General features: G+C 73.9%; 23 protein-coding genes and 1 pseudogene. 8 read left to right on the top strand and 16 right to left on the bottom strand.

Features of this window, described 5'->3' with window-relative positions:
• The first annotated feature begins 3 nt into the window (after positions 1-3).
• From O7622_RS21800 to O7622_RS21815, 4 genes are all read left to right on the top strand, one after another.
• On the top strand, positions 4-816 hold the full coding sequence (locus O7622_RS21800) for a hypothetical protein (RefSeq protein WP_282310042.1): 813 nt from the start codon (positions 4-6) through the stop codon (positions 814-816).
• A 41-nt stretch (positions 817-857) separates the two neighbouring features.
• Positions 858-1046, top strand: coding sequence for a hypothetical protein (locus tag O7622_RS21805; RefSeq protein WP_030268462.1), 189 nt, complete (start codon positions 858-860; stop codon positions 1044-1046).
• Positions 1047-1080: 34 nt separating this feature from the next.
• Positions 1081-1554 (top strand): hypothetical protein, encoded by a 474-nt coding sequence (locus tag O7622_RS21810; protein ID WP_282310043.1) that lies wholly within the window; start codon positions 1081-1083, stop codon positions 1552-1554.
• A 79-nt stretch (positions 1555-1633) separates the two neighbouring features.
• Positions 1634-2854: an MFS transporter gene (locus O7622_RS21815; RefSeq protein WP_282310044.1), complete on the top strand. Its 1221-nt coding sequence runs from the start codon at positions 1634-1636 to the stop codon at positions 2852-2854.
• A 161-nt stretch (positions 2855-3015) separates the two neighbouring features.
• On the opposite strand, the pseudogene O7622_RS21820 reads toward O7622_RS21815, so the two are convergent.
• The 9 genes and pseudogenes from O7622_RS21820 to O7622_RS21860 form a co-directional block, all read right to left on the bottom strand.
• A pseudogene (locus tag O7622_RS21820) lies at positions 3016-3168 on the bottom strand (carbohydrate-binding module family 20 domain-containing protein); the annotation flags it as partial.
• A gap of 83 nt (positions 3169-3251) precedes the next feature.
• On the bottom strand, positions 3252-5528 hold the full coding sequence (katG, locus tag O7622_RS21825) for a catalase/peroxidase HPI (RefSeq protein WP_282310045.1): 2277 nt from the start codon (positions 5526-5528) through the stop codon (positions 3252-3254).
• A gap of 23 nt (positions 5529-5551) precedes the next feature.
• Positions 5552-5980 (bottom strand): Fur family transcriptional regulator, encoded by a 429-nt coding sequence (locus O7622_RS21830; RefSeq protein ID WP_013286851.1) that lies wholly within the window; start codon positions 5978-5980, stop codon positions 5552-5554.
• Positions 5981-6119: 139 nt separating this feature from the next.
• Entirely contained in the window at positions 6120-7121 is a 1002-nt protein-coding gene (locus O7622_RS21835; protein ID WP_282310046.1) for a glycoside hydrolase family 11 protein, read from the bottom strand.
• Between the two features lie 538 nt (positions 7122-7659).
• A complete protein-coding gene (locus O7622_RS21840) occupies positions 7660-8139 on the bottom strand; it encodes a hypothetical protein (protein WP_282310047.1) in 480 nt (159 codons plus the stop codon).
• A 54-nt stretch (positions 8140-8193) separates the two neighbouring features.
• Entirely contained in the window at positions 8194-9846 is a 1653-nt protein-coding gene (locus O7622_RS21845) for a class I adenylate-forming enzyme family protein (RefSeq protein WP_282310048.1), read from the bottom strand.
• A 116-nt stretch (positions 9847-9962) separates the two neighbouring features.
• Positions 9963-10727 (bottom strand): ABC transporter permease, encoded by a 765-nt coding sequence (locus O7622_RS21850; protein ID WP_282310049.1) that lies wholly within the window; start codon positions 10725-10727, stop codon positions 9963-9965.
• Between the two features lie 23 nt (positions 10728-10750).
• On the bottom strand, positions 10751-11728 hold the full coding sequence (locus O7622_RS21855) for an ATP-binding cassette domain-containing protein (protein WP_282310050.1): 978 nt from the start codon (positions 11726-11728) through the stop codon (positions 10751-10753).
• 85 nt (positions 11729-11813) lie between these two features.
• Positions 11814-12974, bottom strand: a complete 1161-nt coding sequence (locus O7622_RS21860) for a glycosyltransferase (protein WP_282310051.1) — start codon at positions 12972-12974, stop codon at positions 11814-11816.
• A 71-nt stretch (positions 12975-13045) separates the two neighbouring features.
• On the opposite strand from O7622_RS21860, the gene O7622_RS21865 reads away from it, so the two are divergent.
• Positions 13046-13984 carry a 3-oxoacyl-[acyl-carrier-protein] synthase III C-terminal domain-containing protein gene (locus O7622_RS21865; RefSeq protein ID WP_282310052.1) on the top strand — a complete coding sequence of 313 codons (939 nt, stop codon included), beginning with the start codon at positions 13046-13048 and terminating at the stop codon, positions 13982-13984.
• Positions 13985-14004: 20 nt separating this feature from the next.
• Positions 14005-15030, top strand: coding sequence for a 2-hydroxy-acid oxidase (locus O7622_RS21870; RefSeq protein ID WP_282310053.1), 1026 nt, complete (start codon positions 14005-14007; stop codon positions 15028-15030).
• Here O7622_RS21870 and O7622_RS21875 read toward each other — a convergent pair.
• The 6 genes from O7622_RS21875 to O7622_RS21900 all read right to left on the bottom strand — a co-directional run bounded on the left by O7622_RS21875 (position 14935) and on the right by O7622_RS21900 (position 22258).
• A complete protein-coding gene (locus O7622_RS21875) occupies positions 14935-15960 on the bottom strand; it encodes an aminotransferase class I/II-fold pyridoxal phosphate-dependent enzyme (protein WP_282310054.1) in 1026 nt (341 codons plus the stop codon). The genes O7622_RS21870 and O7622_RS21875 overlap by 96 nt on opposite strands.
• Entirely contained in the window at positions 15960-17234 is a 1275-nt protein-coding gene (locus O7622_RS21880) for an NAD(P)/FAD-dependent oxidoreductase (RefSeq protein ID WP_282310055.1), read from the bottom strand. Before O7622_RS21880 ends, O7622_RS21875 begins: the two co-directional genes overlap by 1 nt.
• The gene (locus O7622_RS21885) at positions 17231-18931 is read right to left on the bottom strand and encodes a prenyltransferase/squalene oxidase repeat-containing protein (RefSeq protein ID WP_282310056.1); all 1701 of its coding nucleotides are present in this window, start codon (positions 18929-18931) and stop codon (positions 17231-17233) included. The genes O7622_RS21880 and O7622_RS21885 overlap by 4 nt, the downstream gene beginning before the upstream one ends.
• Positions 18928-19965, bottom strand: a complete 1038-nt coding sequence (locus tag O7622_RS21890) for a UbiA family prenyltransferase (protein WP_282310057.1) — start codon at positions 19963-19965, stop codon at positions 18928-18930. Before O7622_RS21890 ends, O7622_RS21885 begins: the two co-directional genes overlap by 4 nt.
• Positions 19962-20981 (bottom strand): polyprenyl synthetase family protein, encoded by a 1020-nt coding sequence (locus O7622_RS21895; protein ID WP_282310058.1) that lies wholly within the window; start codon positions 20979-20981, stop codon positions 19962-19964. The genes O7622_RS21890 and O7622_RS21895 overlap by 4 nt, the downstream gene beginning before the upstream one ends.
• 251 nt (positions 20982-21232) lie before the next feature.
• Positions 21233-22258 (bottom strand): methyltransferase, encoded by a 1026-nt coding sequence (locus O7622_RS21900; protein WP_282310059.1) that lies wholly within the window; start codon positions 22256-22258, stop codon positions 21233-21235.
• Positions 22259-22419: 161 nt separating this feature from the next.
• Here O7622_RS21900 and O7622_RS21905 point away from each other — a divergent pair, with 161 nt between their 5' ends.
• Entirely contained in the window at positions 22420-23283 is an 864-nt protein-coding gene (locus tag O7622_RS21905) for a TauD/TfdA family dioxygenase (protein ID WP_282310060.1), read from the top strand.
• A gap of 7 nt (positions 23284-23290) precedes the next feature.
• Here O7622_RS21905 and O7622_RS21910 read toward each other — a convergent pair whose 3' ends face one another.
• Complete coding sequence (locus O7622_RS21910; RefSeq protein ID WP_282310062.1) at positions 23291-24502, bottom strand: cytochrome P450; 1212 nt, start codon at positions 24500-24502, stop codon at positions 23291-23293.
• A gap of 157 nt (positions 24503-24659) precedes the next feature.
• On the opposite strand from O7622_RS21910, the gene O7622_RS21915 reads away from it, so the two are divergent.
• Complete coding sequence (locus O7622_RS21915) at positions 24660-25823, top strand: nucleotide disphospho-sugar-binding domain-containing protein (RefSeq protein WP_282310063.1); 1164 nt, start codon at positions 24660-24662, stop codon at positions 25821-25823.

Genomic DNA, 25823 nt, shown 5'->3' on the forward strand with positions numbered 1-25823 from the left:
GCGGTGAACCGGACACGCAGCGCTGACGGGCGGACACCTCCGTCCCGTCACCTGTGGATCCGCTGGACGCTTGCGGTGCTCCTCCTCGCGTCGGCGGGGTGCGGGAAGGGGATCGGGGAGGAGAGCGGCGACGCTCTGGCGCGCGACACCGCGGCGGCCGAGGCGAAGCAGCTCAACACGGAGCTGGGGCACCGCAACCGGTCACGGGACGCCGGGTCGATCGCGGCGGCCGAGATCGTCCAGGAGCCGGAGGACGCCGCGTCCGGCGGCGGTGCGACAGTCCGGCGGGAGGCGGTGGCCTGGTCCGGCCGCACGGCCGGCGACGAGCGGGCCACCGTCGACGTACGGTTCGTGGTGACGGTGCTGGAGCGGCCGCCGGTGTCGATCGGCGGCGCGAGCAACACCGCCGGCGAGGCCGCGCGCTGCTACCGGTACGAGTTCCAGCTCTACCGCTACACGACCTACCGGGAGATCGACTGTCCGAGCGGGGCCGCTCCCCCACCGCCCACCGCCGCACCGGTGCCGAGGGTGCCCGAGGACGGGCGGCAGCGGCTCACCGCCGTGCTGCGCAGCGCCACCCCGGACACGCTGGCGGGCGCGGTGCGGGCGGCCTTCCCACAGGACTGGATCACCGTCGACACGACAGTGCACGAGGGCGCGCTCGTCGCCGCCGTCGGCGTACCGGCCGAACGCGACTGCCTCCTGCTCGTCCGCACGCCGGCCGGGAAGATCGAGAGTCCCGGGTACGACCGCATCTGGCTGGAGCCCGGCGAGACCGGCTGCCGGACGGGCCTGTACGTCTCGCCGCCGCGCTGACGTACCGGTTTGCCGCGCGGTCGCCGGGGCACCTGACGGACATGACTGATCCGGAGCAGTTCCAGCGGCAGCAGGAGGGCGCGCTCGAGCGCGGGCAGGTGTTCCAGGACGCCGAGGGGCGGCGTACCCGGGATCCGGGCGCCGGGGCGGAGAACGCGGAGAGCGAGGCCGACCGCAACGCGGAGCACCTGGCGCGCGGCGAGGTGGGCCCGGGCGTCCCGGAGGACTGACGCTCCCGGGCCGATGTCAATGTAGCATTGACAGGTGACCCTGGACCGCCTGTCCGAGATCGCCGCGGCCCGGGTCCGGCTGGACGACCGCGAGCTGGACCTGATCGACCGGGCCCGGCACGACGGCGCCACCTGGACCGACATCGCGCGGGCGCTGGGCCTGGGCAGCCGGCAGGCCGCCGAGCAGCGCCGGCAACGCCTCGTCGCGGCCCGGCGGACCCGCCTGGCCCGGCTCGATCCGGCCGGCTCCCCCGACCTGCCCGTGCTGCGGGCGGCGGTCACCGACCTGCACCGCTGGTTCGAGACGGACCGCGCGTGGGACGGCCGCTTCCCCCGCGCGGCGTTGACGCGCCGCACCTGCGCACTCGCGCTGGACGCCCCCGCCGGGCCGCTGCACGCGCTGGCCGCGCACCTCGCCGACGACCTGGCCGGGGCCGGACGCCGGTTGCCGGTTCCGGCACGCGACGCGGCCCGGCGCATCACCGCCGCACTGTCAACATCGCATTGACGATCGTCGGAGGCATTGCCCTGGGAAGGCTCAACTCCGGAGGATATGAGTCCATCAGACTCAACCTCTCGGGGGATCCATGCGCCGCAACGCCGTCCTGTTCGTGGCCGTCTCGCTGCTGTCCGGCCTCGGCGGCAGCGCCATGGCCCTGGTCTCCGGCATCTGGATCCTCGATCTCACCGGGTCCACCGGGCTCGCCGCGCTGGCCGGGCTCTGCGTCTACGCCCCGACGCTGGCCGGCCCGTGGCTCGGCGGCCTGCTCGACCGGGTGCCCCGGCGTCCGCTGGTGATCGGTGTCGACCTCGCGCTCGCCGCCGCGCTGCTGAGCCTGCTGGCGGTACGGGGGCCCGGCGAGGCGTGGCTGATCTACGCCGTCTCGCTCGCCTACGGCATCGGCTACGTGCTCGTCGACGCCGGCGAGACCGCGTTGCTGCCCGCCGCGCTCCCCCCGGCCCGGCTGGCCGACGTCAACGGCTGGCGGTCCAGCGCACAGGAGGGCATGAAGCTGGTGGCGCCGCTGGCCGGGGCGGGCCTGTACGCGTGGCGGGGCGGGCACGTCGTCGCGGTGCTCGCCGCCGTCGTACCGGTGCTCGTGGCCGCCCTGTACGGCGCGCTGCGCCTGACGCGGCCCGTCCCCGCTCCCCCGGCCGCACGCCCGGTGGGGGTGCGGGACGGCCTCGCCGCGCTGCTGGCCCGGCGGGCGGTACGCGTACCGGTGGCGCTCGCGGCGGTGTCCATCGCGATGTCCGGCCTCACCACCGCGGCGCTGTACGACGTGGTGGTGACGGACCTGGCGCTGCCGTCGACGTTCCTCGGTGTGCTGGCGAGTGCGCAGGGCGGCGGGTCACTGCTCGGCGGGCTCGTCGTCGGCCGGCTCGTCCGTCGCCACGGCGGGATCGCTGTCGGTGCCGCGGGCGCGGTCCTGTTCGCCGCCGGCTGTCTGGGGCGCTGCCTGCCCTGGTGGCCGGGCACTGTGGCCGCCTCGGTCGTCGTCGGTGCGGGTCTGCCGTGGACGCTCGTGGCGGCGGTCACCGCCGTGCAGACGTACACGCCGCAGGCGATGCTCGGTCGGGTCGCCGGGACCGCGAACACCGTGATGTTCGGCCCGATCACGCTGGCCATCCCGCTCGGGTCGGCGGCGGTCGCGGTCGGCGGCCGGCCGCCGCTGGTGCTCGCCGCGGTGGCGTGCCTGGCCGCGGCACTGGCGGCGGCCGTCCGGCCGGATGGTCGGCCCGCAGCCGGCGGGCCGGACAGGTGGCCGGTCAGCTCCGGCCGGGAGCGCAGCCGCAGCTTCCGGTAGATGTTGCCGAGGTGGTACTCGACGGGCTTCGGTGACAGGAACACCCGGGCCGCGATCTCCGGGTTCGTCGGGCCGGTTGCGGCAACCCGGCCCGGGTCCGGTCGTTCGCGGCCGTCTGACCGGCGCGGATGCGGCCCGTAGGGGGACGGGCCGCACGATCGTCAGCGCCAGGTGTCGCTGACGGCCCGGGTGCCGCCGGCCGGCGTGGTGAGCGTCCGGTTCGCGCCGGACTCCCAGATCACCGTGCCGTCCGGGTTCTTCTTGACGTACTTGTACTCGACAACGATGTTCGCGGGTAGGTCGACGGTGGGCCGGGTGCGCCCGGCACCCCGCCGGACACGGAGAAGCCCCGGTCCGTCGCGGCGCGACGGACCGGGGCTCGCTCAGATGTGGCGGATCAGGCCAGGTCGAAGCGGTCCAGCTCCATGACCTTCGTCCAGGCGGCGACGAAGTCGCGGACGAACTTCTCCCGCGCGTCGTCGCTGGCGTAGACCTCGGCGAGCGCCCGCAGCTGCGAGTTGGAGCCGAAGATGAGGTCGACCGCGGTGGCGGTCCACTTCACCTGGTCGGTCGCCAGGTCGCGGATCTCGTACACGTGCTCCTCGGACTCCGCCGCCTTCCACCGGGTGCCCGGGGAGAGCAGGTTGACGAAGAAGTCGTTGGTGAGCACGCCCGGCCGGTCGGTGAGCACGCCGTGCGCGGCGCCGCCTACGTTGTTGCCGAGCGCGCGCAGGCCGCCGACCAGGACGGTCATCTCCGGCGCGGTCAGGTTCAGCATGTACGCGCGGTCGACGAGCAGCACCTCCGGCTGGGTCTTCTCGCCCGGCCGCAGGTAGTTGCGGAACCCGTCGGCGCGCGGCTCCATCACCCGGAACGACTCGACGTCGGTCTGCTCCTGGATGGCGTCGGTACGACCGGGGTGGAACGGCACCGTGACCTCGACGCCGGCGTCGCGCGCCGCCTGCTCGACAGCGGCCGAGCCGGCCAGCACGATCAGGTCAGCGAGCGAGATCTGGGCGCCGCCGGCCGCGTTGAACTCCTGCTGGACGCCCTCCAGGGTGGCCAGCACGGCGGCGAGCTGCTCCGGCTGGTTGACCTCCCAGTTGCGCTGCGGCTCCAGCCGGATCCGCGCGCCGTTGGCGCCGCCGCGCTTGTCGGTGGAGCGGTAGCTCGCGGCCGAGGCCCACGCGGTGGAGACCAGCTGGGCGGTGGTGAGGCCGGACTCCAGCACCTTCGCCTTGAGCGCGGCGACGTCGGCGTCGTTCACCACGTCGTGCGCGGCGGCCGGAACCGGGTCCTGCCAGAGCTGGGCCTCCGGCACCCACGGGCCGAGGAAGCGGCTGACCGGGCCCATGTCCCGGTGCAGCAGCTTGTACCAGGCCTTGGCGAACGCCAGCGCGAACTCCTCCGGGTTCTCCAGGAAGCGGCGGGAGACCTTCTCGTACGCCGGGTCGACGCGCAGCGACAGGTCGGTCGTGAGCATCGTCGGCTTGTGCTTCTTCGACGGGTCGTGCGCGTCCGGGATGATCGCCTCGGCGTCCTTGGCGACCCACTGCTTGGCGCCACCGGGGCTGGTGGTCAGCTCCCACTCGTAGCCGAAGAGGATCTCGAAGAACCGGTTGCTCCACTGGGTCGGCTTGTCGGTCCAGGTCACCTCGAGACCGCTGGTGATCGTGTCGCCGCCCTTGCCCTCGCCGTACGTGCTCAGCCAGCCCAGGCCCTGCGCCTCCAGCGGCGCGGCCTCCGGCTCGGCGCCGACGTGCCGGTCGGCGGGCCCGGCGCCGTGGGTCTTGCCGAACGTGTGGCCGCCGGCGATCAGCGCGACTGTCTCCTCGTCGTTCATCGCCATCCGGCGGAACGTCTCGCGGATGAAGTGCGCCGCGGCGAGCGGGTCGGCGTTGCCGCGCGGGCCCTCCGGGTTGACGTAGATCAGACCCATCTCGGTCGCGCCGACGCCGGCCACCATGTCCTTCTCGGAGGCGTAGCGCTCGTCGCCCAGCCAGGTGTCCTCGGGGCCCCAGAAGATCTCCTCCGGCTCCCAGACGTCCTCACGGCCGAAGCCGAAGCCGAAGGTCCTGAAGCCCATCGACTCCAGGGACACGTTGCCGGCGAGCACCAGCAGGTCGGCCCAGGAGATCTTCTGGCCGTACTTCTGCTTGACCGGCCAGAGCAACCGGCGGGCCTTGTCCAGGTTGGCGTTGTCCGGCCAGCTGTTCAGCGGGGCGAACCGCTGCCCGCCGTCGCCGGCGCCACCGCGGCCGTCCTCGATGCGGTAGGTGCCCGCGGCGTGCCAGCTCATCCGGATCATCAGGCCGCCGTAGTGGCCGAAGTCGGCCGGCCACCAGTCCTGCGAGGTGGTGAGGACCTCGGTGATGTCCCGCTTGAGCGCCTCGACGTCGAGCTTGGCGAACTCCTTGGCGTAGCTGAACTCCGGGCCCAGCGGATTGCCCTTGGACGAGTGGGCGTGCAGCACCGACAGGTCGAGCTGGTTGGGCCACCAGTCGCGGTTGCTGCGCGGACGACCGCCGGTCTTCGGGGTCGGCGAGTCGATCGCCGGATTCTCGCTCTCGCTGCCGTGCGCGGTCACGGAGTCGTGCGCGACCGGGCAGCCGGCCGCCTCCTTGGCGTCCACGCCCTGCGGGCTGACGGGCCGGTTGTCCTGGGTGTCGCTCATCTGCTTCCTTCCGAGCTGGCGGATCACTGGGCGGTGCGGTCGGCCGCGCAGCCGGGGCAGGTGCCCCAGTAGACGACCTCCGCCTCGTCCACCACGAAGCCGTGGTCGTCGGAGGCGGTGAGACAGGGGGCGCGGCCGACTGCGCACTCGACGTCGGCGATGGCGCCGCAGGAACGGCACACGACGTGGTGGTGGTTGTCTCCCACCCGCGACTCGTAGCGGGCCGTGGCGCCGGCCGGCTGGATGCGCCGGATCAGCCCGGCGTCGGTGAGTGCCCGGAGCACATCGTAGACCGCCTGGTGGGACACGGTGGGCTGCTCGGCGCGGACCAGGGCGATCACCGTGTCGGTGTCGACGTGCGGGTGGTCACGCAGCGCGGCCAGCACTGCCACGCGGGGCCGGGTCACCCGCAACGAGACCGCCCGGAGCTGCGTCTCGAAGTCGGCCGTCATGCGACGACCTTAGTCCGCTCTTTTGGAATGAATCAAGTTTCTGTCCAGGTGTGTCGGCCGTCACACCGGCACGGTCCGGGCGCACGAAAACGGGGATGCCGCGCGCCTTGCGCGCGGCATCCCCTCCCCGGAAAAGGGCTCAGGCGGCGGAACAGGTCGCCGTCGGCGTGTTGCTGTTGCCGTTCTTGTAGAGCGTGATGCCGAAGTTGTTGCCGTTGCCGTTCGGGCGCGCGGTGAGCGTGCCGCTGGTGCCGCTGATCGACGCGTTCCAGCTGTTCTGCAGGCTCTGCCCGCCCTGGGTCTGAATGCTGACCACCCAGCTGCTGGTGCCGCTGACCGAGAAGGTCACGTTGAACCGGTCGCCCCACTCCTCGGCCCGGTTCACACCGACCGTGCAGCCACCGTTGTTCGGCGGCGGGGTGGTCGGGTTGCCACCGCCGGTCCCGCCGATCGTGATGTTGGAGTTGCCGCTGCTCTGGTAGCCCTCGGTGGCCAGGATCTGGTAGTCGTGCGAACCGAGGTTCATGCCGTAGCGCGACCAGGCGTCGAAGTGGTTGCCGGAGGTGATGGTGCCACCCACGCGCTTCGACTGCCGGACGCTCCAGTACTGGTAGAACGTCCGCGTGCCCTCGATCGAGGGGGCGTTGACCCGCTGGGTGCGGTAGATGTCGTACGTGCCGCCGTCGGAGGACACCGAGCCCATGTAGCCGCTGCCCGGCGGGCGCCAGCTACCCCAGCTGTCCACGATGTAGTACTCGACGAGCGGGTTGCGCGTCCAGCCGTAGAGCGTCAGATACGCGTTGCCGGACGGGTTGAAGCTGCCGGAGTAGCCGACCGTGCGGCGGCCGCCCGGGTTCCAGCCCTTGCCGGCGACGAAGTTGTTGATGTTGCTCCACTGGGTGCTGTACTGACCGCCGTTGCCCATGGTCATGGAGACGTTGCCACTGTCCTTCCAGAAGGAATAGAAGTAGCCGTTGTTGGTGCCGGTCGAGTTCGACGTGACGGTGGTGTCGGCGTAGGCCGGGCCTGACGTGACCGCCGTCGCCCCGGCGGCGATCAGCGCCACGGCGCAGGCGCCGCCGAGGACCATCCTGAGGCGTCCGCGCCTGCGGATGCCTGTGCGGACGGGGGCGTCTTTCATGGACGGGTTTCCTCCCTGTGACGGCTGGCGGGCGGCCAGCCGGGTGGCGCGAGCCGGGTGCGCTCGCCCGCCCGCGGACGGCGGGACCGGGGCGACAACCGCGCCACGGTGGTGGTCGGACATCGACATCGATCGAGATATGCCGATGGCCACAGTATTGGAGCGCCGATTCACCCTGTCAACAAGTTCCGGAAATGTTTTGGTAACCCCGACCCAAGCACTGAACGGGCGTCACGGCTGCCGGAAAGGGCATCCGATCAGCACCGACGGATCGGCGACGGGCTTTCGACCACCGATGGAGGCGACAAGATTCCGAAACTTCTCGGCTCTGTTCCGGATCAACACCGCCGGTGCCGCTCCGCACACGAGCGGGCCCGACCGGACCGTCCACATCTGACGGCTCGCCGTTCGACCGGGTGACCGATCACCACCCGGACGTCGACGGGCACGCCGCTGAACGCCTGGGCCTGCATGTTCGGCGTGAAGCAGACCTGGTCGCTGCGCTGGCGGAGCGACCAGGCCCGCAGGCCGGACGGGATCAGGGATTCGAGCCCACGACCAGCCCGAGCACCCCGCAGCAGACCAGGCCGACGACGGCCAGCAGGACCAGCGTGACGCTGTAGTTGGACCACATGCCGAACCGGGTGACATCGGTGCCGTACCCGTCGTGCACCCGGTTGCGCCACCCGCCGAAGCGGAACGAGAGGTGGTGCGCGGCGCCGGGCTGCACAGCGAGCGTCGTGGTGACGATCGGAACACCCATGAAGTCGGTGTACCGGACGTCGTGCGCGCCGGCCGGGACCGCGACGTGCCACGTCCCCTCGCCGGGAATCGCGACCACCCGGCGGTCGATCTTGAAGCGGCTGGTCACCGGCACGGGGATCAGGTACGGCCCGCGGTTCACCGAGACGACGAGCACACCGCAGCCGGGCGGCGGGGTGATCGGGTGCGGGTAGGCGATCAGCGGGCTGACGCCGCCGGGCATCGGCGGATACGGCTGCGAGGGGAGGTAGGACACGGCCGGATTCTGGCACGGCCACGCCAGCCGTCGGTCTCCGTCGGTCTCCGCCGGTCAGCCCGCGCCGGGCGCTCCGGCGTCGGCCAGCAGCCGCTGTCGCATCAGGAACTTGCGGACCTTTCCGGTGGGCCCCATGACCACGTCGTCGTCGGGGACCGTCACCACCCGGCGCAGCGTCGCGGACACCGCCGGCCCCAGCGCGGCCCGGACCCGGCCGGTACGGTCGTGCGCCGGATCGGCGTCGGCGGCGAGCAGGAGCAGCACGTCGGTCACTGTCGTGCCGTCCTCCCCCGCCGCCGCGAGGACGGTGCAGTCGCGGACGTCCGGGCAGTGCCGGAGGATGCGCTCCTCGGACAGCGCGGTGTACAGCCAGGTCCCGCCGCCCAGGTCGACCGCGTCGCTGGCCCGGTCGACGTGGTGGTAGTCGCCGGCCGCGTCGCGGTACATCAGGTCACCGGTCAGGTAGTAGCCACCCAGCCGCGTCCGGTACGTGGTGACCGAGTCGTTCCAGTAGCCGAGCGCCAGCGTCGGCGACTTCAGGCCGACGTGCCCCACCTGCCCCGGCGGGACCTCCTCGCCGGTGTCCACGTCGAGCAGCGCGATCTCGGCGAACGGGTACGGCCTGCCGACGCAGCGGTCGTAGCGGTCGCTGCCGAGCCGGTGGGTGATCCGGAACGCGCCGTGGCCCATCTCGGTGGAGCCGAGCATGTCGACGAACTTGGAGCCGGGGACGTCGACCATGCCGTCGCGGGTGTACGCGGGGTGGCTGCCGACGGCGACCAGCCGCCGTACGTGCGCCTCGTGGGCGCAGTCACCGGTGTTGAACCAGTTGCGCACCGAGCTGAGGTCGCGGGTGGTCAGGTCGACCCGGGCCAGCTCGGACCAGGTCACCGCGAAGCCGAAGACGCCGGTGGGGCGCCACCGCTCGATCGCGTCCAGGATCGTCTCCGCGCTGCGCTCGAACGGCCCGCCCTGCGCGGACAGGCACAGCAGCTGGTAACCGTTGCAGAGCGCCTGGTTGAGCGTGATGATCCCGGCGGCGTGCGCGGCCGGCAGCGCGGACATCTCCCGCACCTCGCCGTACGGCCGGGACTCGGTGAGCCGGACCGCGCGGATCGCGGCGAACAGGCCGTGGTGCGAGTGGACGATCGCGGCAGGCACCCGGGTGGTGCCCGAGGAGTGGGTGATGACCACCGGTTCCCCGGGGTGGTGCCGGTGGTGCGGCGGCGCCTGCGCCGGGTCGCCGCTGCCGGTCTGTGCCGCGTCGCCGAGGATCTCCACGCCGAGGTCGTGCTCGGCCAGGGCGGCGTGGTCGGCGTCGACCACCACCCCGGCCCCGCGCAGCCGCCTGACGAACTCGGCGGCCAGCGGGACCGGCATGTTGCCGTTCATCAGCGCCGGGATCGCGCCGAGCCAGGTCAGCGCCAGGAAGTTGAGGAACACGTCGGGCGCGGAGGTCACGTACACCGCGACCGGGTCGGCCCGGCGGACGCCGCGCGCCCGGAACCAGGCGGCCCGGGCCGCGACCCGGTCGGTGAGCGTCGCCAGCGACAGCGGCGTCCAGGCGGGGATGCCGTCGACGTCGGCGTCGAACGTCACCCGGGGCATGTCCATGTCGGCGCCGTGCTCGGCCAGCCGGAGCAGCACGTTGCCCGCGCCCAGCTCCGTGTCGGCCGCCAGCGTCGCCCGGAAGTTGTCGGCACCCAACGAGTGGCCTCCTCAGCTGACACACGTCACGGCCGCGCCCCGTACCGGCCGCCGAGCGGGGACACGATCAGGCTAGAGCGCCCGCCACGCTGAGACAATGGTCGATGCACGAACGGTCAGGAGACCTCGCGGTTGAACAGGTGCGACGACCAGAACAGACTGGCGGCGGCCAGCCCGGACATGATCAGCGCGCCCTGCCACACCACGGTCTGGGCGATCTGGCCGGCGAACAGCGCCCGCATGCCGTCGGTGGCCCAGGCGAACGGGTTCCACACCGCGACCCGCTGGATCCACATCGGCGCCAGCACGAGCGGGATGAGCACGCCGGCGAGCAGCGACACCGGCTGCCCGACGGTGTTCACCAGCACGCCGAGGCTGTTCTCGTTGCGCACCAGCAACGCGATGTCGTACGAGATCGAGGTGCTGAGCAGCACCATCACCGACAGCAGCGCGTACGAGACGAGCAGGTTCGCCAGGTGCACGCGCAGGCCGAACGGCAGCGCCACGAGCGTGACCACGACGGCCTGGACCACGTTGAGGCACACGTGCATGAGCGCCCGGCCCAGCAGCAGGCCGGTCCGGCTCACCGGCGTCACCCGGCACCTGTCGATGATGCCCGCGCGCAGCGCGCCGAGCAGCCCGTAGCCGGCGAACAGGCCACCGAACAGGCCCATCGCCACGAACAGGCCGGGCACGTAGATCCGGTACGCGTCGGCGTAGGACGCGGCGCCCCGGTCGACCATCACCACCTTGAGGAACGGCGCGAACAGGATCAGGTAGGTGATCGGCTGGGCCAGGCTGAACGCCACCATCACCGGGTTGCGCACCATCAGGCCGGCCTCCTGCTGGAAGATCAGCCAGGTGTCGCGGACGAGTTTCACGCCGTACTCCTCTCGGCGTCCGGTCACTCGGCGAGCGACCGGCCGGTCTTGGCCAGGAACACGTCGTCGAGGCTGGGCCGGCGGGCCTCGATCGCGCCGGGCTCGATGCCCCTGTCGTAGAGCGCCCGCATGATCTGCGGGATGGCGGTGGCGGCGCTGTCCACGTAGAGCCGCAGCGTGCCGTCGACCGGCTCGGCCGCGTGCACGTACGGCGCCTCGGCCAGCAGCTTCGTCGCTGCGGGCAGGTCGCCGCCGGTCTCGTCCGCGACGTCGGCGGTGGCGAAGTCGATGGCGACCACGTCGCCGGAGATCTCCCGTTTGAGCGCCGACGGGGTGCCCTCGGCCACGATCCGCCCGGCGTCGATGATCGAGACCCGGTCGCAGAGGCTGTCGGCCTCGTCCAGGTAGTGCGTGGTGAGGAAGATGGTCATGCCCTCCTCGCGCAGCCGCCGTACCTCCTGCCACATCCGGACCCGGCTGGGCGGGTCGAGCCCGGCGGTGGGCTCGTCCAGGAACATGACCTGCGGCGAGTGGATGACACCGAGCGCCACGTCGAGACGGCGGCGCTGCCCGCCCGAGTACGTCTTGATCTTGCGGTCGGCGAAGTCGTCGAGCTGGAACGCGCGGATCGCCCCGGCGGCCAGCTCCTGCGCCACCGACTTGGACAGCCCGTGCATCCGGGCCTGGAGCACCAGATCCCGCCGGGCGGTGGAGTCGTCGTAGGTGCCGCTGGCCTGCGCCACGAAGCCGATCCGCCGCCGGACCTGCGCGGGCGCGCGCAGCAGGTCGACACCGGCGATGGTGGCCGCTCCCCCGCTGGGCCGGATCAGCGTGGCGAGCATCCGCAGCGTGGTGGACTTGCCCGCGCCGTTCGGGCCGAGGAACCCGACGATCTCACCGCGCCGTACCGCGAAGTCGACGCCGCGTACCGCGTCGACCGTGGTGGCGCCGCGCCCGCGTCCGACCCGGAAGGACTTGCGTAGGCCGGTGGCCTCGATCATCGAGCCTCCTCGTGCGGCACGACGCCGGCGCGGGTGCGTCAGGTCAGGCTAGTTCCGCGCCGACTGTTGGACAACGGTCGATGCGTCAGGCGTCGGGAGCCGTCCGCGTCAACGCGGCGAGGTGCGCCGCGGCGGCGCGGGCGCCGCCGGCCGCCCCGAACGACTTCCCGACCCGGTGCGCCCCGGCCCGGTACGCCGGTTCGTCGAGCACCGCGCTCAGCGCGGCGGTCAGCTCCGCCGGGGTCGCCGAGTGGAAGGCGACCTCCAGACCGGCGCCGGCCCGGCACACCTGGCTCGCGACCGCCGGGTGGTCGTGCCGGATCGGCGCGACCACCACCGGCACACCGTGTGCCAGCGCCTCGGAGACGGTGCCCAGACCGCCGTGGGACACCAGCGCGTCCAGCCGGGGCATCAGCTCCAGCACCGGCACCCGGGGCGCGACCAGCACGTGCGGCGGCGGGTCTGGCACCAGGCCGGGTGCGGCGGTGAGGATCACCTGGACCCGGCCGGCGAGCGGCGCGGTCGCCGCCGTCATCCGCCGGTAGAAGTCGGCGGCGAGGTGCTCGGCCATCGTGCCGACGGTGACCAGCACGTGCCGGCGGCCGGGATCCCACGCCTCCCAGGCGAACGGGGGTGCGTTCGGCCGCCGTCCCAGTGCCGGCCCGGTGAGCACGCAGCCCGGCGGCAGCGGCGCCGGGCCGGTCAGCGCCGTGGTGGTCAGTCCGATCACGAGGTACGGCGAGAAGCGCAGGTCGATCGTCTCGTCCACTGGTACGCCGGTCATCGCCCACACCCGGCGGACCTGGGCGTCCACCCAGTCGGTGAACTCGGGCATCTCCCCTGTGGGCGGCGTCAGCTCCAGCATGCCGACGCAGAACGTCGCCCACGGCAGCCGGCGCCGGTGCGCGGCGAGCGCACCCGCCAGCGCGTACTGGTCGGCCACCACCACGTCCGGCTCGTACCGCTCGACCGCCGAGTCGGCGGCGTCGCGGATGAACCGGTTGGCGGGCAGCACGTGCCCCTCCCAGAGGCTGCGCACCGAGGCCGGCCCGGACGCGCCGTCGGGGCGGTAGTAGCGCTTGCCGGTCGGGAACAGCGTGGCATCGGGGCCGACCAGCGGGCGCAGGTCGCTGCGCGGCCCGACCCAGGCCACCTCGTGCCCGGCCGCCTCCAACTCCTGGGCGATGGCGACCGGGGCGTGCAGATGGGACTCCACCGGCAACACGACAAACAAGAAGCGAGCCACGTCGATATGATCGCACGTGCGTTGACATCCACCGGTGTCACTGATCTGATCCGTGGCGTGACGGTACGCGTATGACGGCGATCGACGCCGTCTCGGTGTTCCTGCCGCAGCGCCGGGTGCCGGTCGAGAGCCTGGCCGCGCCGCTGGGCCTGAACGACATGCAGGTCCGCCTGTTCGGCCGCTTCCACGGCCTGACCGAGGTCCGCCGCGACCCCGGGCTGTCCCTGACCGACCTGCTGCTGCGCGCGGCGGACGGCCTCACCGTGCTGCCCGCGCTGCGGAGCCGGGTGCGGTTCGTGGTGTACGGGCGGGCGTTCCCGGTGGTCACCCCCTATCCGGTCAACCCGCTGCACGAGGTGTGCCGCACGCTCGGACTAGGCCACGCGCTCGCGTTCACGCTCACCCAGCAGTCCTGCGCGAGCGCGCTGGCCGCGATCGACGTGGCCGGGCGGCTGCTCGCGTCCGAACCGGGCACGCCGGACGGCCCTCCGCTCGCGCTCGTGCTCACCGGGGAGAAGGCGTTCACCCGCGACGCCCAGTTCATCCCGGAGACGTCGGTGTTCAGCGAGGGCTCGTCGGCCTGCCTGCTGAGCGCCGGTGGCGGCCGGGACCGGCTCCTCGCGTACGCCTGCCGTCAGCGGGGCGAGTTCGACGTGGCCGGCGGCGAGTCCCCGGCGCGGTTCCAGCGGGCGTACCGGCCGGCGCTGGCCGAGGTGATCGGCCGGGCGCTGGACCGGGCCGGTACGGCGCTGTCCGAGCTGCGGCTGGTGCTGCCGCACAACGTCAACCTGATGACCTGGAAGCGGCTGTGCCGGCTGATCGGGCTGCCGCTGGACCGGGTGCTGCTGGACAACGTGACCGAGACCGGGCACGTGTTCTGCGCCGACGCGTTCGTGAACTACCGCACCGCGCGGCAGCGCGACCTGCTCCGGCCGGGTGACCGGTACCTGGTCGCGGCGGTCGGCGCCGGGGACGGCGCGACGTTCGCCGCCATGGTGTTCGAGCACTGACCGGCGTACGGGAGGCCACCTTGGACGACGGGCTGCGCCTGCTGCGGGCCGCACGGAGCACGACCACCGGCCCGGCCGCGCTGCTCGGCGATCCCGTGCTGCGCGAGCGCACCGCCGGCTACCTGGCGGACCTGACCCGGCCGTACGGGCTGAGCGTGCCCGGCGGCCTGTTCGACGCGCCGTCCGGGGCGTTCGGGCAGTCGTACGGGGAGATGGCCGCCGAGCTGATCCCGGCCGTCGTGCCGCCGGACGAGCCGGTGGACCTGCTGGTGCTGGCGTTCGCCGTGCACGACGTGCTGCCCGGCCGGGCCACCGCGGCGTACCTCAGTCACGTCTGCCCGGGCACGCCGATGTCGTTCGCGCTCTGCGACCAGGGTTCGGCGGCGGCGTTCACCGGGCTGCGGATCGCCCGCGAGTACGGGTGCCGCCGTGCCCTGCTGGTCACCGCCGAGCAGGCGGTCCTGCCGTACGACACGGCGGTGCCCGGACCGGCTCGCCACCGGACCGTGGCCATGCTCTACGGCACCGCGGCCGACGACAGCACCCGGAGCGGCGGCGGCGCCAGCGGGACCGACAACGGCGACGGCGGGACCGGCTGCGGTCCGGAGCGGATCGATCTCGGCGGCGACGCGGGGGTCACGGCGCTGCGCCAGCACGCGGACGTGCGCGCGGACGACGTCGCGGCGCTCGCGGCGGCCGAGGTGCGCGAGCTGACGGCCGGACGTACCGATGTCGCGGTCGTGCTGGGCGCTGATCTCGCGGCCGTGTGGCCCGGTCCCGGCGGCGGCGCGGTGACCACCGGTCCGGAGCGGCAGCCGTCGACGGGCGTCTGGTGGGCGCTGCTGGACCGTCTCGCCGAGGACGCGGCGCGGCCCCGGCCGGTGGTGACGGCCGACTACGAGCCCGGCCTGGGCTACCTGAGCGTGGTCGCGCTGGCGCCGGCGGTCCGGTCAGAGCCCGTCGGCGAGCGCGGCGCGGACGAACGCGCACAGCCGCTCGTTCGCCTCCGGGGGGCCGACTGTGATCCGGACCCCGGCGCCGGGTAGCGCCATCACCAGGATGCCCGCCTCCCGGGCCCGCCCGGCGAACGGCACGGCCCGCTCCCCCAGCGGCAGCCACACGAAGTTGGCCTCGCTGGGCGCCACGGTGAGCCCGAGGCCGCGCAGCGTGCCGACCAGTCCGGTACGTGCCGCCACCAGCTCGGTGCAGCGCCGGGTCAGCTCGGCGCCCACCTCGGGCGTCAGGCTCGCCACCGCCGCCGCCTGGGCGAGCGCGCCGGGGAAGAACACCGCCCCGGTGAGCGCGGCGGCCCGGGTGAGCCGGGGCGGCACCACCGCGTACCCGACGCGCAGCGCGGCGAGGCCGTACGCCTTGGAGAACGTACGCAGCACGCAGACGTTGCCGTACGCGCGGTACAGGTCCATCCCGTCCGGTGAGCGCGGGTCGGTGACGAACTCGCGGTACGCCTCGTCCACGATCACCGGCACGTCGGCCGGGATGCGGTCCAGGAACGCCTCGACGTCGTCGCGGCGCAGCGCCGTACCGGTCGGGTTGTTGGGGTTGCACAGCAGCACGCACCGGGTCCGGTCGGTGACCGCGTCCGCCATCCCCGGCAGGTCGTGGTCGTACCCGTTCATCGGGACCGGGACGGCGCGGGCGCCGGCGTTGCCGATGATCAGCGGGTAGCCCTCGAACGACAGGGCCGGGTGGACGACGTCCGGGCGCGGCCCGAGGGACTGCACGAGGTGCTGGCACAGCCCGGCCGAGCCGGGCCCGACGAGGATCGCCTCGGGGCCCACGCCGAGCCGCGCCGACAGCGCCGCCACCAGCGCCGACGACGTGCGGTCCGGATAGCGCTGGAGCGTCGCGGCGGCGTCCTCGACCACCCGCCGGATCCCCGGCAGCGGCGGGTAGGGCGTCTCGTTCATGGACAGGTCGGCCGGCGGTTGCGTCCCGACGGCGGTGGCAGGCGTCATCATCGCTCACTTTCCGACGGGACCGGCGGGGACGTGGTGTGCGCGTGCCGGTCGGCCAGCAACCCCAGTTGGTACAGCCGGTCGACGGCTGACAGCGGCCGGACGTCGGTGCCGGAGAGGTTGCCGGCGGTGAGCCCGAGCAGCCGGGGGTTGGCGGCGGTACGGCGCATCATCCGCGCGCCGAGCAGCTTCGGCAGCCCGGACACGGCGGTGATCATGCGGGAGGCGTTGTGGCTGACGGTGGCGACGTGGTCGAGCCGGGGCCGCCGGGCCGCCTCGAAGGCTCGCAGCGCCCGGTCCACGGCGGCGGGTTCCGGCGCGCCGCCCTCGGCGGCCAGGCAGGCGGCGAGCGTCTCGGCGTCGCCGAGGGAGCTGTTGACGCCCTGTGCGGCCATCGGGTGCACCGCGTGGGCGGCCTCGCCGGCGAGCGCGAGCCCCGGCACGGCCAGGCGTGCGCTGCGCAGCCGGTAGACCGCGAGCAACTGGCGCCGGTGCAGGCTCGCGCGCACGGCCGGGGCCAGCGGGCGGATCGCCGGGACGTCGGCGAGCAGCCGTTCGCACCACGCGGCCAGGTCCACGCGGCCCCGGAACTCGTCCGGTGTGACCTGCGCGTAGAGGCGGCACCGCCCGCCCGGCAGCGGGTAGACCAGGCAGAGTCCCCGGCCGGTGCGGTAGGCGGACACCTCGTCGGCCACCTCGGCCCCGTCCACGTCGAAGGCGACCAGGCCGTGCGGGTACTCCCGGCGTTCCACGCCGATCCCGGCCGCGCGGCGCAGCGGCGAGGACATGCCGTCTGCCGCGACCACCAGCGGCGCCGGGATGTCCCGCTCGGTGCCGTCCGCGACGACCCGGACGCCGCCGACCCGCCCGCCGGTGTCGCGCCGGACGCCTGTCACCCGCGCGCCCCACCGGACCTCCACCGTGGCGGGCAGCCGGCCGGCGAGCACCGCGCGCAGGTCGCCGTAGTCGGCGCAGAGGATCTGCCGGTACGCCCCGGGCAGGCCGGCGTAGTCCAGGCAGAGCAGCGGCTCGCCGTACGCGTCGCGGATGGCCAGCCGCCCGACCGGGCGCGCGCCGGTGGCCCGCAGGGCGTCCAGCGCGCCCCAGGAGTCGAGGATGCGTACCGTCTCGGGCTGGAGGATCTCGCCCTTGGCGATCGACGCGGGGGCGCGCTGCCGGTCGAGCACGAGCACCCGCAGGCCGAGCGTGCCGAGCGCGTGGGCGCAGGCCAGGCCACCGGCGCCGGCGCCGGCCACCACGACGTCGGCGGTCATCGGGCCACCGCGCCCGATGCGGCGCCGGATCGCGTGGCGGCGGCCCGGCGGTACTCGCCGAGCGCCCGCAGCGCGAGCGCCTGGGTGATCACCGCGTTCGGGTAGCGCATGTGGTGGCGGATGTAGTTGCACACCCGGGCGGCGGGCCAGGCGCCGTCCGGTCCGGCGGCGGCCACCAGCCGGGCGACGCCCCGGTCCACCGCGTCGGCGGCGTCCGGATCGCCGGTGGCGAGCAGGCCCTGTACCGCCCAGGACGTCTCCTCGACGGTGCCGCCGGTGCCGTCACCCGGTCCCCACGAGCCGTCGGGCAGCTGGGTGTCGCGCAGCCACCGGGCCGCGCGTCGTACGACATCGTGCCGGGCGTGCCCGACTCGGGACAGCGCGGCGACCACCACCGCCGTGCCGGAGGTGTGGTCGCGGTACCAGAGGTTCTCGAACGTGCCGTCGGGCGCGGCCCGGGTGAGCAGCCAGGCCGCCGCGCGGGCGATCGCCGGATGCTCGTCCGGGTGCCCGGCCTCGTGCAGCGCGAGGATCGCCTGGCTGGTGATGGCCGGGCAGGGTCCGTCGTTGGCGAGCCGGGTGTCGCGTACCCACAGGCTCCACGAGCCGCGGCTGTCCTGGCGGCCGACGAGCCACGCCAGTCCCTGGCGCAGCACCGGGTCGGCGCCGGCGCCGGGGAGTCCGGCCAGCGCGGAGAGGATCTCGGCCGACTCCAGCGTGACCGGCCAGCCCCGGGCGTCGGAGTAGCTCCACCCGCCCGGCGGGACGTCCAGCACCTCGAACGCCTCCGTCTTGCGGGCGGCGTGGAGGAACTCCCGGGTGGCGTGCAGCCGGGGGTCGTCGGCGTAACCGGCCGCGATCAGCCCGGTCGCCGCGTACCCGGACCGGGTGAGGTCCAGGTTGCTGACCGCGTCCCAGGACCCGTCGGGGCGGGCCGCCCGGCGCAGCCAGCCGACGACGGCGCGGGCGATGTCGGGCGCCTCGCCGCTGCGGGCCAGGCCGAGCAGGACGAGCGCGGCCGGCCACGGGTCCTCGCTGAGCGCGCCGGTGCGGCCCTCGTGGTCGTGGATGGACCGCAGCAGCCGTACCGCCGCCGGACGGGCCCGCCGCAGCGTGGCCCGGCGCAGCCGGCCCGCGGGCAGCATCCCGGCCTGCATCAGGGCCAGCCCGACGAACGGCGCGGTACGGAACGACAGGCGCTGCCGGCGTACCCGGTCGAACAGGACGATCTCCAGCGGCAGCCGGCGCAGCGGGCCGGCCTCGGCGGTCATCCCGGCCATCGTGAGCAGTTGCCGGCACAGCAGCGAGATGGCCGGATCGGTGATGGTGTCGACGCCGCCGAGCGCGGCCAGCCGGGCCCGGCCCGCCGCTGTCGCGTCGGCGCTGTCGGCGGGCGCGCTCAGGGCAAGCGCCGCGACCGCCACGGCGGTCGGTACGACGGCGGTACCGGCGCCCACGACACCACCCCAGCCGCCGTCGTCGTGCTGCGCGCGGCGCAGCCAGGCGGTTCCGGCGTCGACCAGGTCGGCGCAGCCGGACGGGTCGGCGGCGTGCAGGGCGGCGACAGCGCCAGCGGTGCCGAGCACCGAGGCGGGTGGGTCGTCGCCGAAGGCGCCGTCGGGGCGGCGGCGACGGAACAGCGCCTCGGCACCGGCGGTGAGGGCCTTCCCGACGGCCTCGGCGGTCACAGCGGTCATGGCGCGTCCTCCAGAGGCAGTCGACTGCGGGTGGCGAGGGTCAGGCCCGCGACCGGCGGGCCGAGTTCGTGCCGGACGCGCATGCCGCGCTGCGCCAGCCAGGTCAGCAGCACCATCGGCAGCGCGAGCGCGAGTTGCACGGCGACGCCGAGGCCGAGCCCGACCGCCGCCGAGGCCAGCACGACCCGCTCGACGACCAGGACCGAGTGGGCGCGCAGCGCCACCAGGACGGGCATCCCGTCGCGGTGCGCCACCAGCGGGGCCAGCGCGACGACGCCGGTGACCAGGACGACGAGCACAGTGGCCAGGTACGCCACGCGCGTGCCCGGCTCGGCCAGCAGCCCGGCGGTCACGGCGGCGCCGATCGTGACGGCGTAGAGCGCCACCACGGTCCGTACGGCCACCGGCACGCCCCGCCCCACCGGCAGCGTGCGGTAGCCGCCGGCGCGGTCACCGTCGATGTCGCGCAGCGCGCCGACCAGGTTGGACATGGCGTCGTGCGACCAGAACGCGACGACGAGCGCGAGCAGCACCGGCACCGCCCAGTCCCGGTCCGGCGCGATCCCGGCGGCGAGCGCGCCGTAGCCGAGCGCGACCGCGCCGAGCGCGCCGCGGACCAGGTTGCCGGCGATCCCCCGGGCCTTGAACCACCTGCTGTACGCGACGATTCCGCACCCGGCCAGCAGCGCCGCCAGCGTGGTGCCCCATCCGTCCAGCACGGCGAGGACGCCGAGCGCGGCGAAGCAGGCGCTGCCGCACCACAGTGCCGTGCCCGCGCGCAGCCGGCTGGACGGGATCGGCCGGTGCGGTTTGCTGCCGGCGTCGAGGTCCCGGTCGAAGTAGTCGCCGAGATAGTGGCCGCCCAGCCAGCCGGCGGTGGGCGCGGCCCAGGCCGACAGCAGCAGCCACGGATCGTGGCGGCCACCGGCCACTGCCGCGCCGGCCAGGCCGACCAGCCCGACGTACCAGAGGGTGTAGGGCCGCCAGGTCTCCACGTGGGCCCGCAGTGCTCGCACGGCGCCGGCCGTGCTCACGCCATCTCGCTCGTCATCCAGGCCGCGATGCCGGTGAGCACGTCCGCGCTCGCGGACGGGGTGAGCACTGCCAGCTCGGCGCGGGCCCGCTCGGCGTGCTCCACCATCAGCCGCCGGGCACCGTCGACCGCGCCCACGTCGTCGAGCAGGGCGGTGACCCACTCGACGTCGCCGGGACCGGCGCCACGGCGGTGCAGCACCGCCAGCAGCTCCACCCGGTCCGCGTCGCCGATCGCGTCGTACGCCAGCAGCAGCGGCAGCGTGGGCCGGCCGTTGTTGAGGTCGCTCGTCGCGGGCTTGCCGGTCTGCTCCGGGGTGGACAGGTAGGACAGCAGGTCGTCGCGGATCTGGAACGCGGTGCCGACGTGCTCCCCGTAGCGGGCCAGCGCGGCTGACACCAGCGGGTCGGCGCCGCCGAGCAGCGCGCCGATGTGACACACGGCGCGGAACAGCGAGCCGGTCTTGAGCCGGATCATCTCCGGGTACCAGCGGGCGCCCGCGTCCAGGTCGCCGACGAGCCGCGCCTCCAGCGCCTGGCCCCGGCACAGGTCCTGGCCCGCCTCGGCGAGCGCGGTGACGGCGGCGACGACCGAGGCCGCGGGGACGGCCCGGCCGCCCTCCACCATCGCCTGGAAGGCGTGGAAGATGAGGTGGTCGCCGGCCACGATGGCGCCGGGGATGCCGTACGCGACCGGCACCGCCGGGCGGCCCCGGCGCAGCGTGTCGGCGTCGATGATGTCGTCGTGCACGAGCGTCGCGACGTGCAGGTACTCGGTGCCGAGCGCGGCGGCGAGGGCGTCCCGTGGTGATCCGCCCACCGCCTCGGCGGCGTGCAGCGTCATCATCGGGCGGAGCATCTTGCCCGCCGGCAGCAGCGCGTAGCGCACGATCGCGTCGAGCTGGTCGGGCGTCTCCGGCCACCGCCGGCCGAGTTCGGCGCGCAGCAGCCGCCCCGATTCGCTGCGGGCCAGGTCGTCGATGAAGGGCGGATATCGCGTGGAGCCAGCAACCGTCATGACGCGTCGACCCTTTCGCCCGGGATCGGCTAGTCGCCACGCGAGACGTTACCGGCAGGCCCTCCCCGGAACAACCATTGATAAATGCGCATGGACATGGGTGGCCGCAAATGTCGCGACAGCATTCTTCAGCACATTGGCCGATGCGCAGAGAAATCCGCCGTTTGACCCACGGCCGCCACGTCGACGCATATACGTCGATGTTCGGGCGCACGGGACGGCACCGGACAGGTTCGACTCCCCCGGCCCGCTCAGGCGCCGGCGGCGAACTCCATGAGCGTCAGCCCGTCGGTGCCGTGGTAGGTGCGCCTGGGCGCCAGGCCCGCGGCGGCGGCGAGCGCGGCGAACTCGGGCACGCCGCGCTCCCGGCCGCCCACGAGCACCAGCATCCGCAGGTCGTACGGGGACAGGTGCGGCACGTGCGGCACCGTCGGCAGCACCTCGATGACGAGCACCCTGCCGGTGGTCCCGGCCGCCTCGGCGCAGCGCCGCAGGATCGCGGTGGCGTGGGCGTCGCTCCAGTCGGTGAGCGCGCGGGAGACCACGTACACGTCGGCGCCGGGCGGCAGCGGGGCGAAGAAGTCCCCGACCACGGTCTCGGCCCGGCCGGCGAGCCCGCACTCGGCGAACGTCGCGGCGGCGGTGGCCACCGGCTCGTCTCGGTCGACGAGGGTGCCGCGTAGGTGCTGATGGGCGCCCAGCACCTCCCGTAGCAGCCCGCCCGCGCCCCCGGCCACGTCGACCACGTGCCCCGCCTCGTGCCAGGGGTAGAGCGCCGCGACCTCCGGGGCGGTGAACCGCTGCTGGCTGAGCATCAGCGCGTCGAAGTAGGCCCGGTGGCCCGGGTGGGCGTCGAGGTCGGTCCAGAAGTCGCGCCCGTGCACCTGCCGGTAGCCGGGCCCGCCGGTGCGGATCGCGTGCGGCAGGCCGGTCCAGGCCAGGTCCATCCGCGCGCCGAGGCCGGCGAGGTCCAGGTAGGCGCCGTGGCCGCCGCCGTCGCGGTCGCAGAGCAGCTCGCCGACGTCGGTCAGGCCGAAGACGTCCGGCGACACCTCGACGAACACGCCCCGGTGCACGAGGTAGCGCAGCAGGCGGCCCAGCGCGGCGGCGTCCGCGCCGCAGGCGTCGGCCAGCTCGACCAGGCCGGTGACGCCTGCGGCGATCCGGTCCGGCACGCGCAGCGTCACCGCCGTACGGATCGCGAACGGGGTGGCCAGGTCGGTGAGCCGGTCGAGCCGCTCCCCCGCGTCACCCTCGATCGGGGCATCGATCGACACCGGCGCCTCCTCCCGCGTCGCGGGCCGGCACCGCCGCCCCCGCCGGTGCGCATGCTTCCAGGCGGACGGCGGGTGAGTCAACGACGACGGCTGGTGAGGACATTCATGGACGTGGAACAATTCGCGGACCAGCCGTGGCGCGCAGACCGGAGGGATCATCGATGACCACATCCATCGCGGCCGAGGTCCGGCTCGTCTCCGGCGCGCTGGGCGCCGAGATCCACGGCATCGACCTGAACACGCTCACCGACGAGGGCTTCGCGCTGATCCACGACCTGCTGCTCAAGCACCAGGTGGTCTTCCTCGCCGGTCAGACCGGGCTGACGCCGCAGGCGCACGTCGCGTTCGGCCGCCGCTTCGGCGAGGTGGAGCTGCACCCGTACCTGCCCCGGCTGGACGGGCACCCGGAGATCGTCGTCATCGACTCCGCCGACGGCGGCAAGGTCGACGTCTGGCACACCGACATGACGTTCCACCAGAGCCCGCCGATCGCCTCGATCCTGCACCTGATCCAGTTGCCCGAGGTCGGCGGCGACACCATGTGGACCAACCAGTACCGGGTCTACGAGGCGCTCTCCGCGCCGATGCGGGACCTGCTCGACGGGCTGACCGCCATCCATGTCATCCGGATCGGCACCGAGTTCACCAGCCGCGCCGAACACCCGGTGGTACGGGTGCACCCGGAGACCGGGCGCCGCTCGCTGTACGTCAACCGGCTGTTCACCTCGCACATCCCGCAGCTGACCCGCAACGAGAGCGACGCGCTGCTGGAGCACCTGTTCACCTTCTCCGAGAGTCCCCAGTTCACCTGCCGCTACCGCTGGCGGGCCGGGGACGTCGCGGTGTGGGACAACCGGGTCACCCAGCACTACGCCGTGAACGACTACGAAGGGCTGCGGCGCGGGCAGCGGATCACAGTGCTCGGCGACCACCCGACCGGCAACGAGCCCCGGTGGGAGCACTACGTCCCGGCGCCCGGCGAGCGCTACTGGCCGGGCCGGGTCAACGCCGTGGAGAGCTACTGACCGCCGGTCACCAGGTGACCGGGAAGGAGGCGATGCCGCCGTTCATCCGGTCGTGCCGCCACGGGATCTCCGCCAGCGGCACGGCCGGCGACAGCGCCGGCATCCGGTTCAGCAGCGCCCCGAGCGACAGCTCCACCTGCATCCGGCCCAGCGCCGTGCCGAGGCAGAAGTGCGGCCCGAAGCCGAAGGTCAGATGCGGCACACCGGGCCGGCGGTCGATGTCGAAGACGTTCGGCTCGGGGAAGAACCGGGGGTCGCGGTTGCCGGCCCACGGGATCGCCATGACGCAGTCGCCGGCCCGCATCCCGACCCCGCCGAGGACCAGATCCTCGCGGACCACCTGCACCCGGAACATGGCGCTCACCGACGTGTAGCGCAGGATCTCGTCGGTGGCCGCGGCGAGCCTGCCCGGCGCGGCGCGCAGCTTCGCCAGTTGCTCCGGGTGCTGGAACAACGCGCGCAGGCCCGCGCTCGTCGCGTTGATCTCCAGGCCGCCCAGCAGTACGCCCATTGCCAGCTCGACCAGTTCGGCGTCGACCAGTTCGTGCGCGCCGCCGCCGCGGACCCACGCCGAGAGCAGGTCGTCGCCGGGCTCGGCCCGCTTGCGCGCCAACTGCCCGGCCAGGTAGTCCCGCAGCTCGGCCTGCGCGGTCGCGGCGGCGGCCGAGCCGTACGCGGTGACCGAGTTCAGCCCCTCGATCCAGGCGTAGAACCGGGGCCGGTCGGCGGCCGGGACGCCGAGCACGTCGCACACCACGAGCACCGGCAGCGGCGCCACCAGCCCGGCCACCACGTCGGCCGGGCGCGGACCGGCCAGCATGGCGTCGACCAGCTCGTCCACCAACCGCTGCACCCGGGGGCGGAACGTCCCGATGCGCCGGGCGGTGAACGCGCGGCCGGCCACCCGCCGCACCACGGCGTGCGCCGGACCGTCCATGTTCAGCTCCCGGGGGCCGCCGCCGTCCGGTGTCGCCGTCGCGCCCAGCGGCAGCCGGGAGAAGCGGGGGTCGGCCAGGACGGTGCAGCAGTCCTCGTAGCCGAGCACGAGCCAGGCCGCCCGGCCGTCGGGCAGCCGCACCCGGCAGACCGGCTCGGCGACGACCATCTCCAGCAACTCGGCGGGAAGGTCACCGGTGAACGGTTCGAACGGATAGGAACGCAGCCCGGAATTGACTGTCACCGGGCCGCCGGCCGGCTGATCGCGGTCCACGTCCGACATCGGCTAAGGGTCCAGCATCGGTTAGTCCGGCGTCAATATCCGCCGCATGCGTCCGTGACCTTCCGCGTACCGGTGTCGATCCCCTAGCATCGGTTCTCCAGGGCTGCCGTTTCACCGCGCGGATTGGTGGGATTTGACTGCGCCGCTGCGAATTCTGATGTCGACGTGGGGCTGGCGGTCGCATTTCTACAGCCTGGTCCCGCTCGGCTGGGCGTTGCAGGCCGCCGGCCACGAGGTGCGGGTGGCCGGTCACCCGTCGATGGCCGCCACGATCAGCGCGGCCGGGCTGGCCGCCGTACCGCTGGGCGAGGACGTCGACTTCGCCGAGGCGTTCGCCGGCCGGATCGGCGCGGTGGCCCCGCTCACCGGCTCCGCGCCGGCCGGCGCCGTCGAGCCGGCGATCACCGCCGACGGCGGGGTGGTCCGGTTCGCCGACGCCGTCCTCGACGACCTGGTCGCGTACGGCCGGTCCTGGCGGCCGGACCTGGTCCTCTGGGAGCCGTTCAACCTGGCCGCCCCGGTGGCCGCCGCCGCGCTGGGCGTGCCCGGCGTGCTGAACCTGTGGGGGCCGGACTCGTCGACCACGCTGCGCCTGGACCCGGATGAGGTGGTCGGGCCGCTGGCCGACCGGTTCGGGCTGCGCGCCGCCGACGTGCCGCTGGACGGCGTCCTGACACTCGACCCGGTGCCGCCGCCCATGCAGGTGCCGATGCGGCGCCCCGGCGGTCCGGTGCGGTTCGTGCCGTACAACGGTCCGGCCGTGGTGCCGGACTGGCTGCGTCGCCCGACGGACCGGCCCCGGGTGTGCGTCACGGCGGGCACCATGATGGCCGGCGCCGGGCTGCACGACCGGCTCGACCTGGGTGGGGTGATCCGGGCGGTGGCCGGGCTCGACGTGGAGGTCGTCGTGGTGGTCGAACCGCGCCAGCACGAGGGGCTGGGCCCGCTGCCGGCCCGGGTCCGCCTGGTCGACGGGCCGCTGGCGGTACGGCTGGTGCTGCCGACCTGCGCCGCGCTCGTGCAGCAGGGCGGGGCCGGCACCACCATGACCGCGCTCGCGTACGGCGTGCCACAGCTCGTCCTGCCGCAGGTCAGCGACCAGCACTTCAACGCGGAACGGCTAGCCGCCACCGGCGCCGGCACCTGGCTGACGGGTGAGCAGGCCACCGCCGACGCGGTCCGGGAACTCGTCGGCGAGCTGGTCGGTGACGGGCCCCGGCGACGGGCCGCGACGTCGATGCGTGACCGGGTCCACGCCATGCCCGCCCCCGCGGATCTGGTGCCGACGCTTGCCGCCCTGGCCCGGGGCGGCCCGATCTGA

It is taken from the genome of Micromonospora sp. WMMD1076 (assembly GCF_029581475.1).
In the GTDB taxonomy this organism is placed as follows: Bacteria; Actinomycetota; Actinomycetes; order Mycobacteriales; family Micromonosporaceae; genus Micromonospora; species Micromonospora aurantiaca.

Excerpts from the sequence above, each read along its gene's own strand:
- O7622_RS21805 (WP_030268462.1), top strand. The coding sequence starts at position 858 with ATGACTGATCCGGAGCAGTTCCAGCGGCAGCAGGAGGGCGCGCTCGAG.
- O7622_RS21815 (WP_282310044.1), top strand. The coding sequence starts at position 1,634 with ATGCGCCGCAACGCCGTCCTGTTCGTGGCCGTCTCGCTGCTGTCCGGC.
- katG (WP_282310045.1), bottom strand. The coding sequence starts at position 5,528 with ATGAGCGACACCCAGGACAACCGGCCCGTCAGCCCGCAGGGCGTGGAC.
- O7622_RS21830 (WP_013286851.1), bottom strand. The coding sequence starts at position 5,980 with ATGACGGCCGACTTCGAGACGCAGCTCCGGGCGGTCTCGTTGCGGGTG.
- O7622_RS21835 (WP_282310046.1), bottom strand. The coding sequence starts at position 7,121 with ATGAAAGACGCCCCCGTCCGCACAGGCATCCGCAGGCGCGGACGCCTC.
- O7622_RS21855 (WP_282310050.1), bottom strand. The coding sequence starts at position 11,728 with ATGATCGAGGCCACCGGCCTACGCAAGTCCTTCCGGGTCGGACGCGGG.
- O7622_RS21865 (WP_282310052.1), top strand. The coding sequence starts at position 13,046 with ATGACGGCGATCGACGCCGTCTCGGTGTTCCTGCCGCAGCGCCGGGTG.
- O7622_RS21875 (WP_282310054.1), bottom strand. The coding sequence starts at position 15,960 with ATGACGCCTGCCACCGCCGTCGGGACGCAACCGCCGGCCGACCTGTCC.
- O7622_RS21880 (WP_282310055.1), bottom strand. The coding sequence starts at position 17,234 with ATGACCGCCGACGTCGTGGTGGCCGGCGCCGGCGCCGGTGGCCTGGCC.
- O7622_RS21885 (WP_282310056.1), bottom strand. The coding sequence starts at position 18,931 with ATGACCGCTGTGACCGCCGAGGCCGTCGGGAAGGCCCTCACCGCCGGT.
- O7622_RS21895 (WP_282310058.1), bottom strand. The coding sequence starts at position 20,981 with ATGACGGTTGCTGGCTCCACGCGATATCCGCCCTTCATCGACGACCTG.
- O7622_RS21905 (WP_282310060.1), top strand. The coding sequence starts at position 22,420 with ATGACCACATCCATCGCGGCCGAGGTCCGGCTCGTCTCCGGCGCGCTG.
- O7622_RS21910 (WP_282310062.1), bottom strand. The coding sequence starts at position 24,502 with ATGTCGGACGTGGACCGCGATCAGCCGGCCGGCGGCCCGGTGACAGTC.
- O7622_RS21915 (WP_282310063.1), top strand. The coding sequence starts at position 24,660 with ATGTCGACGTGGGGCTGGCGGTCGCATTTCTACAGCCTGGTCCCGCTC.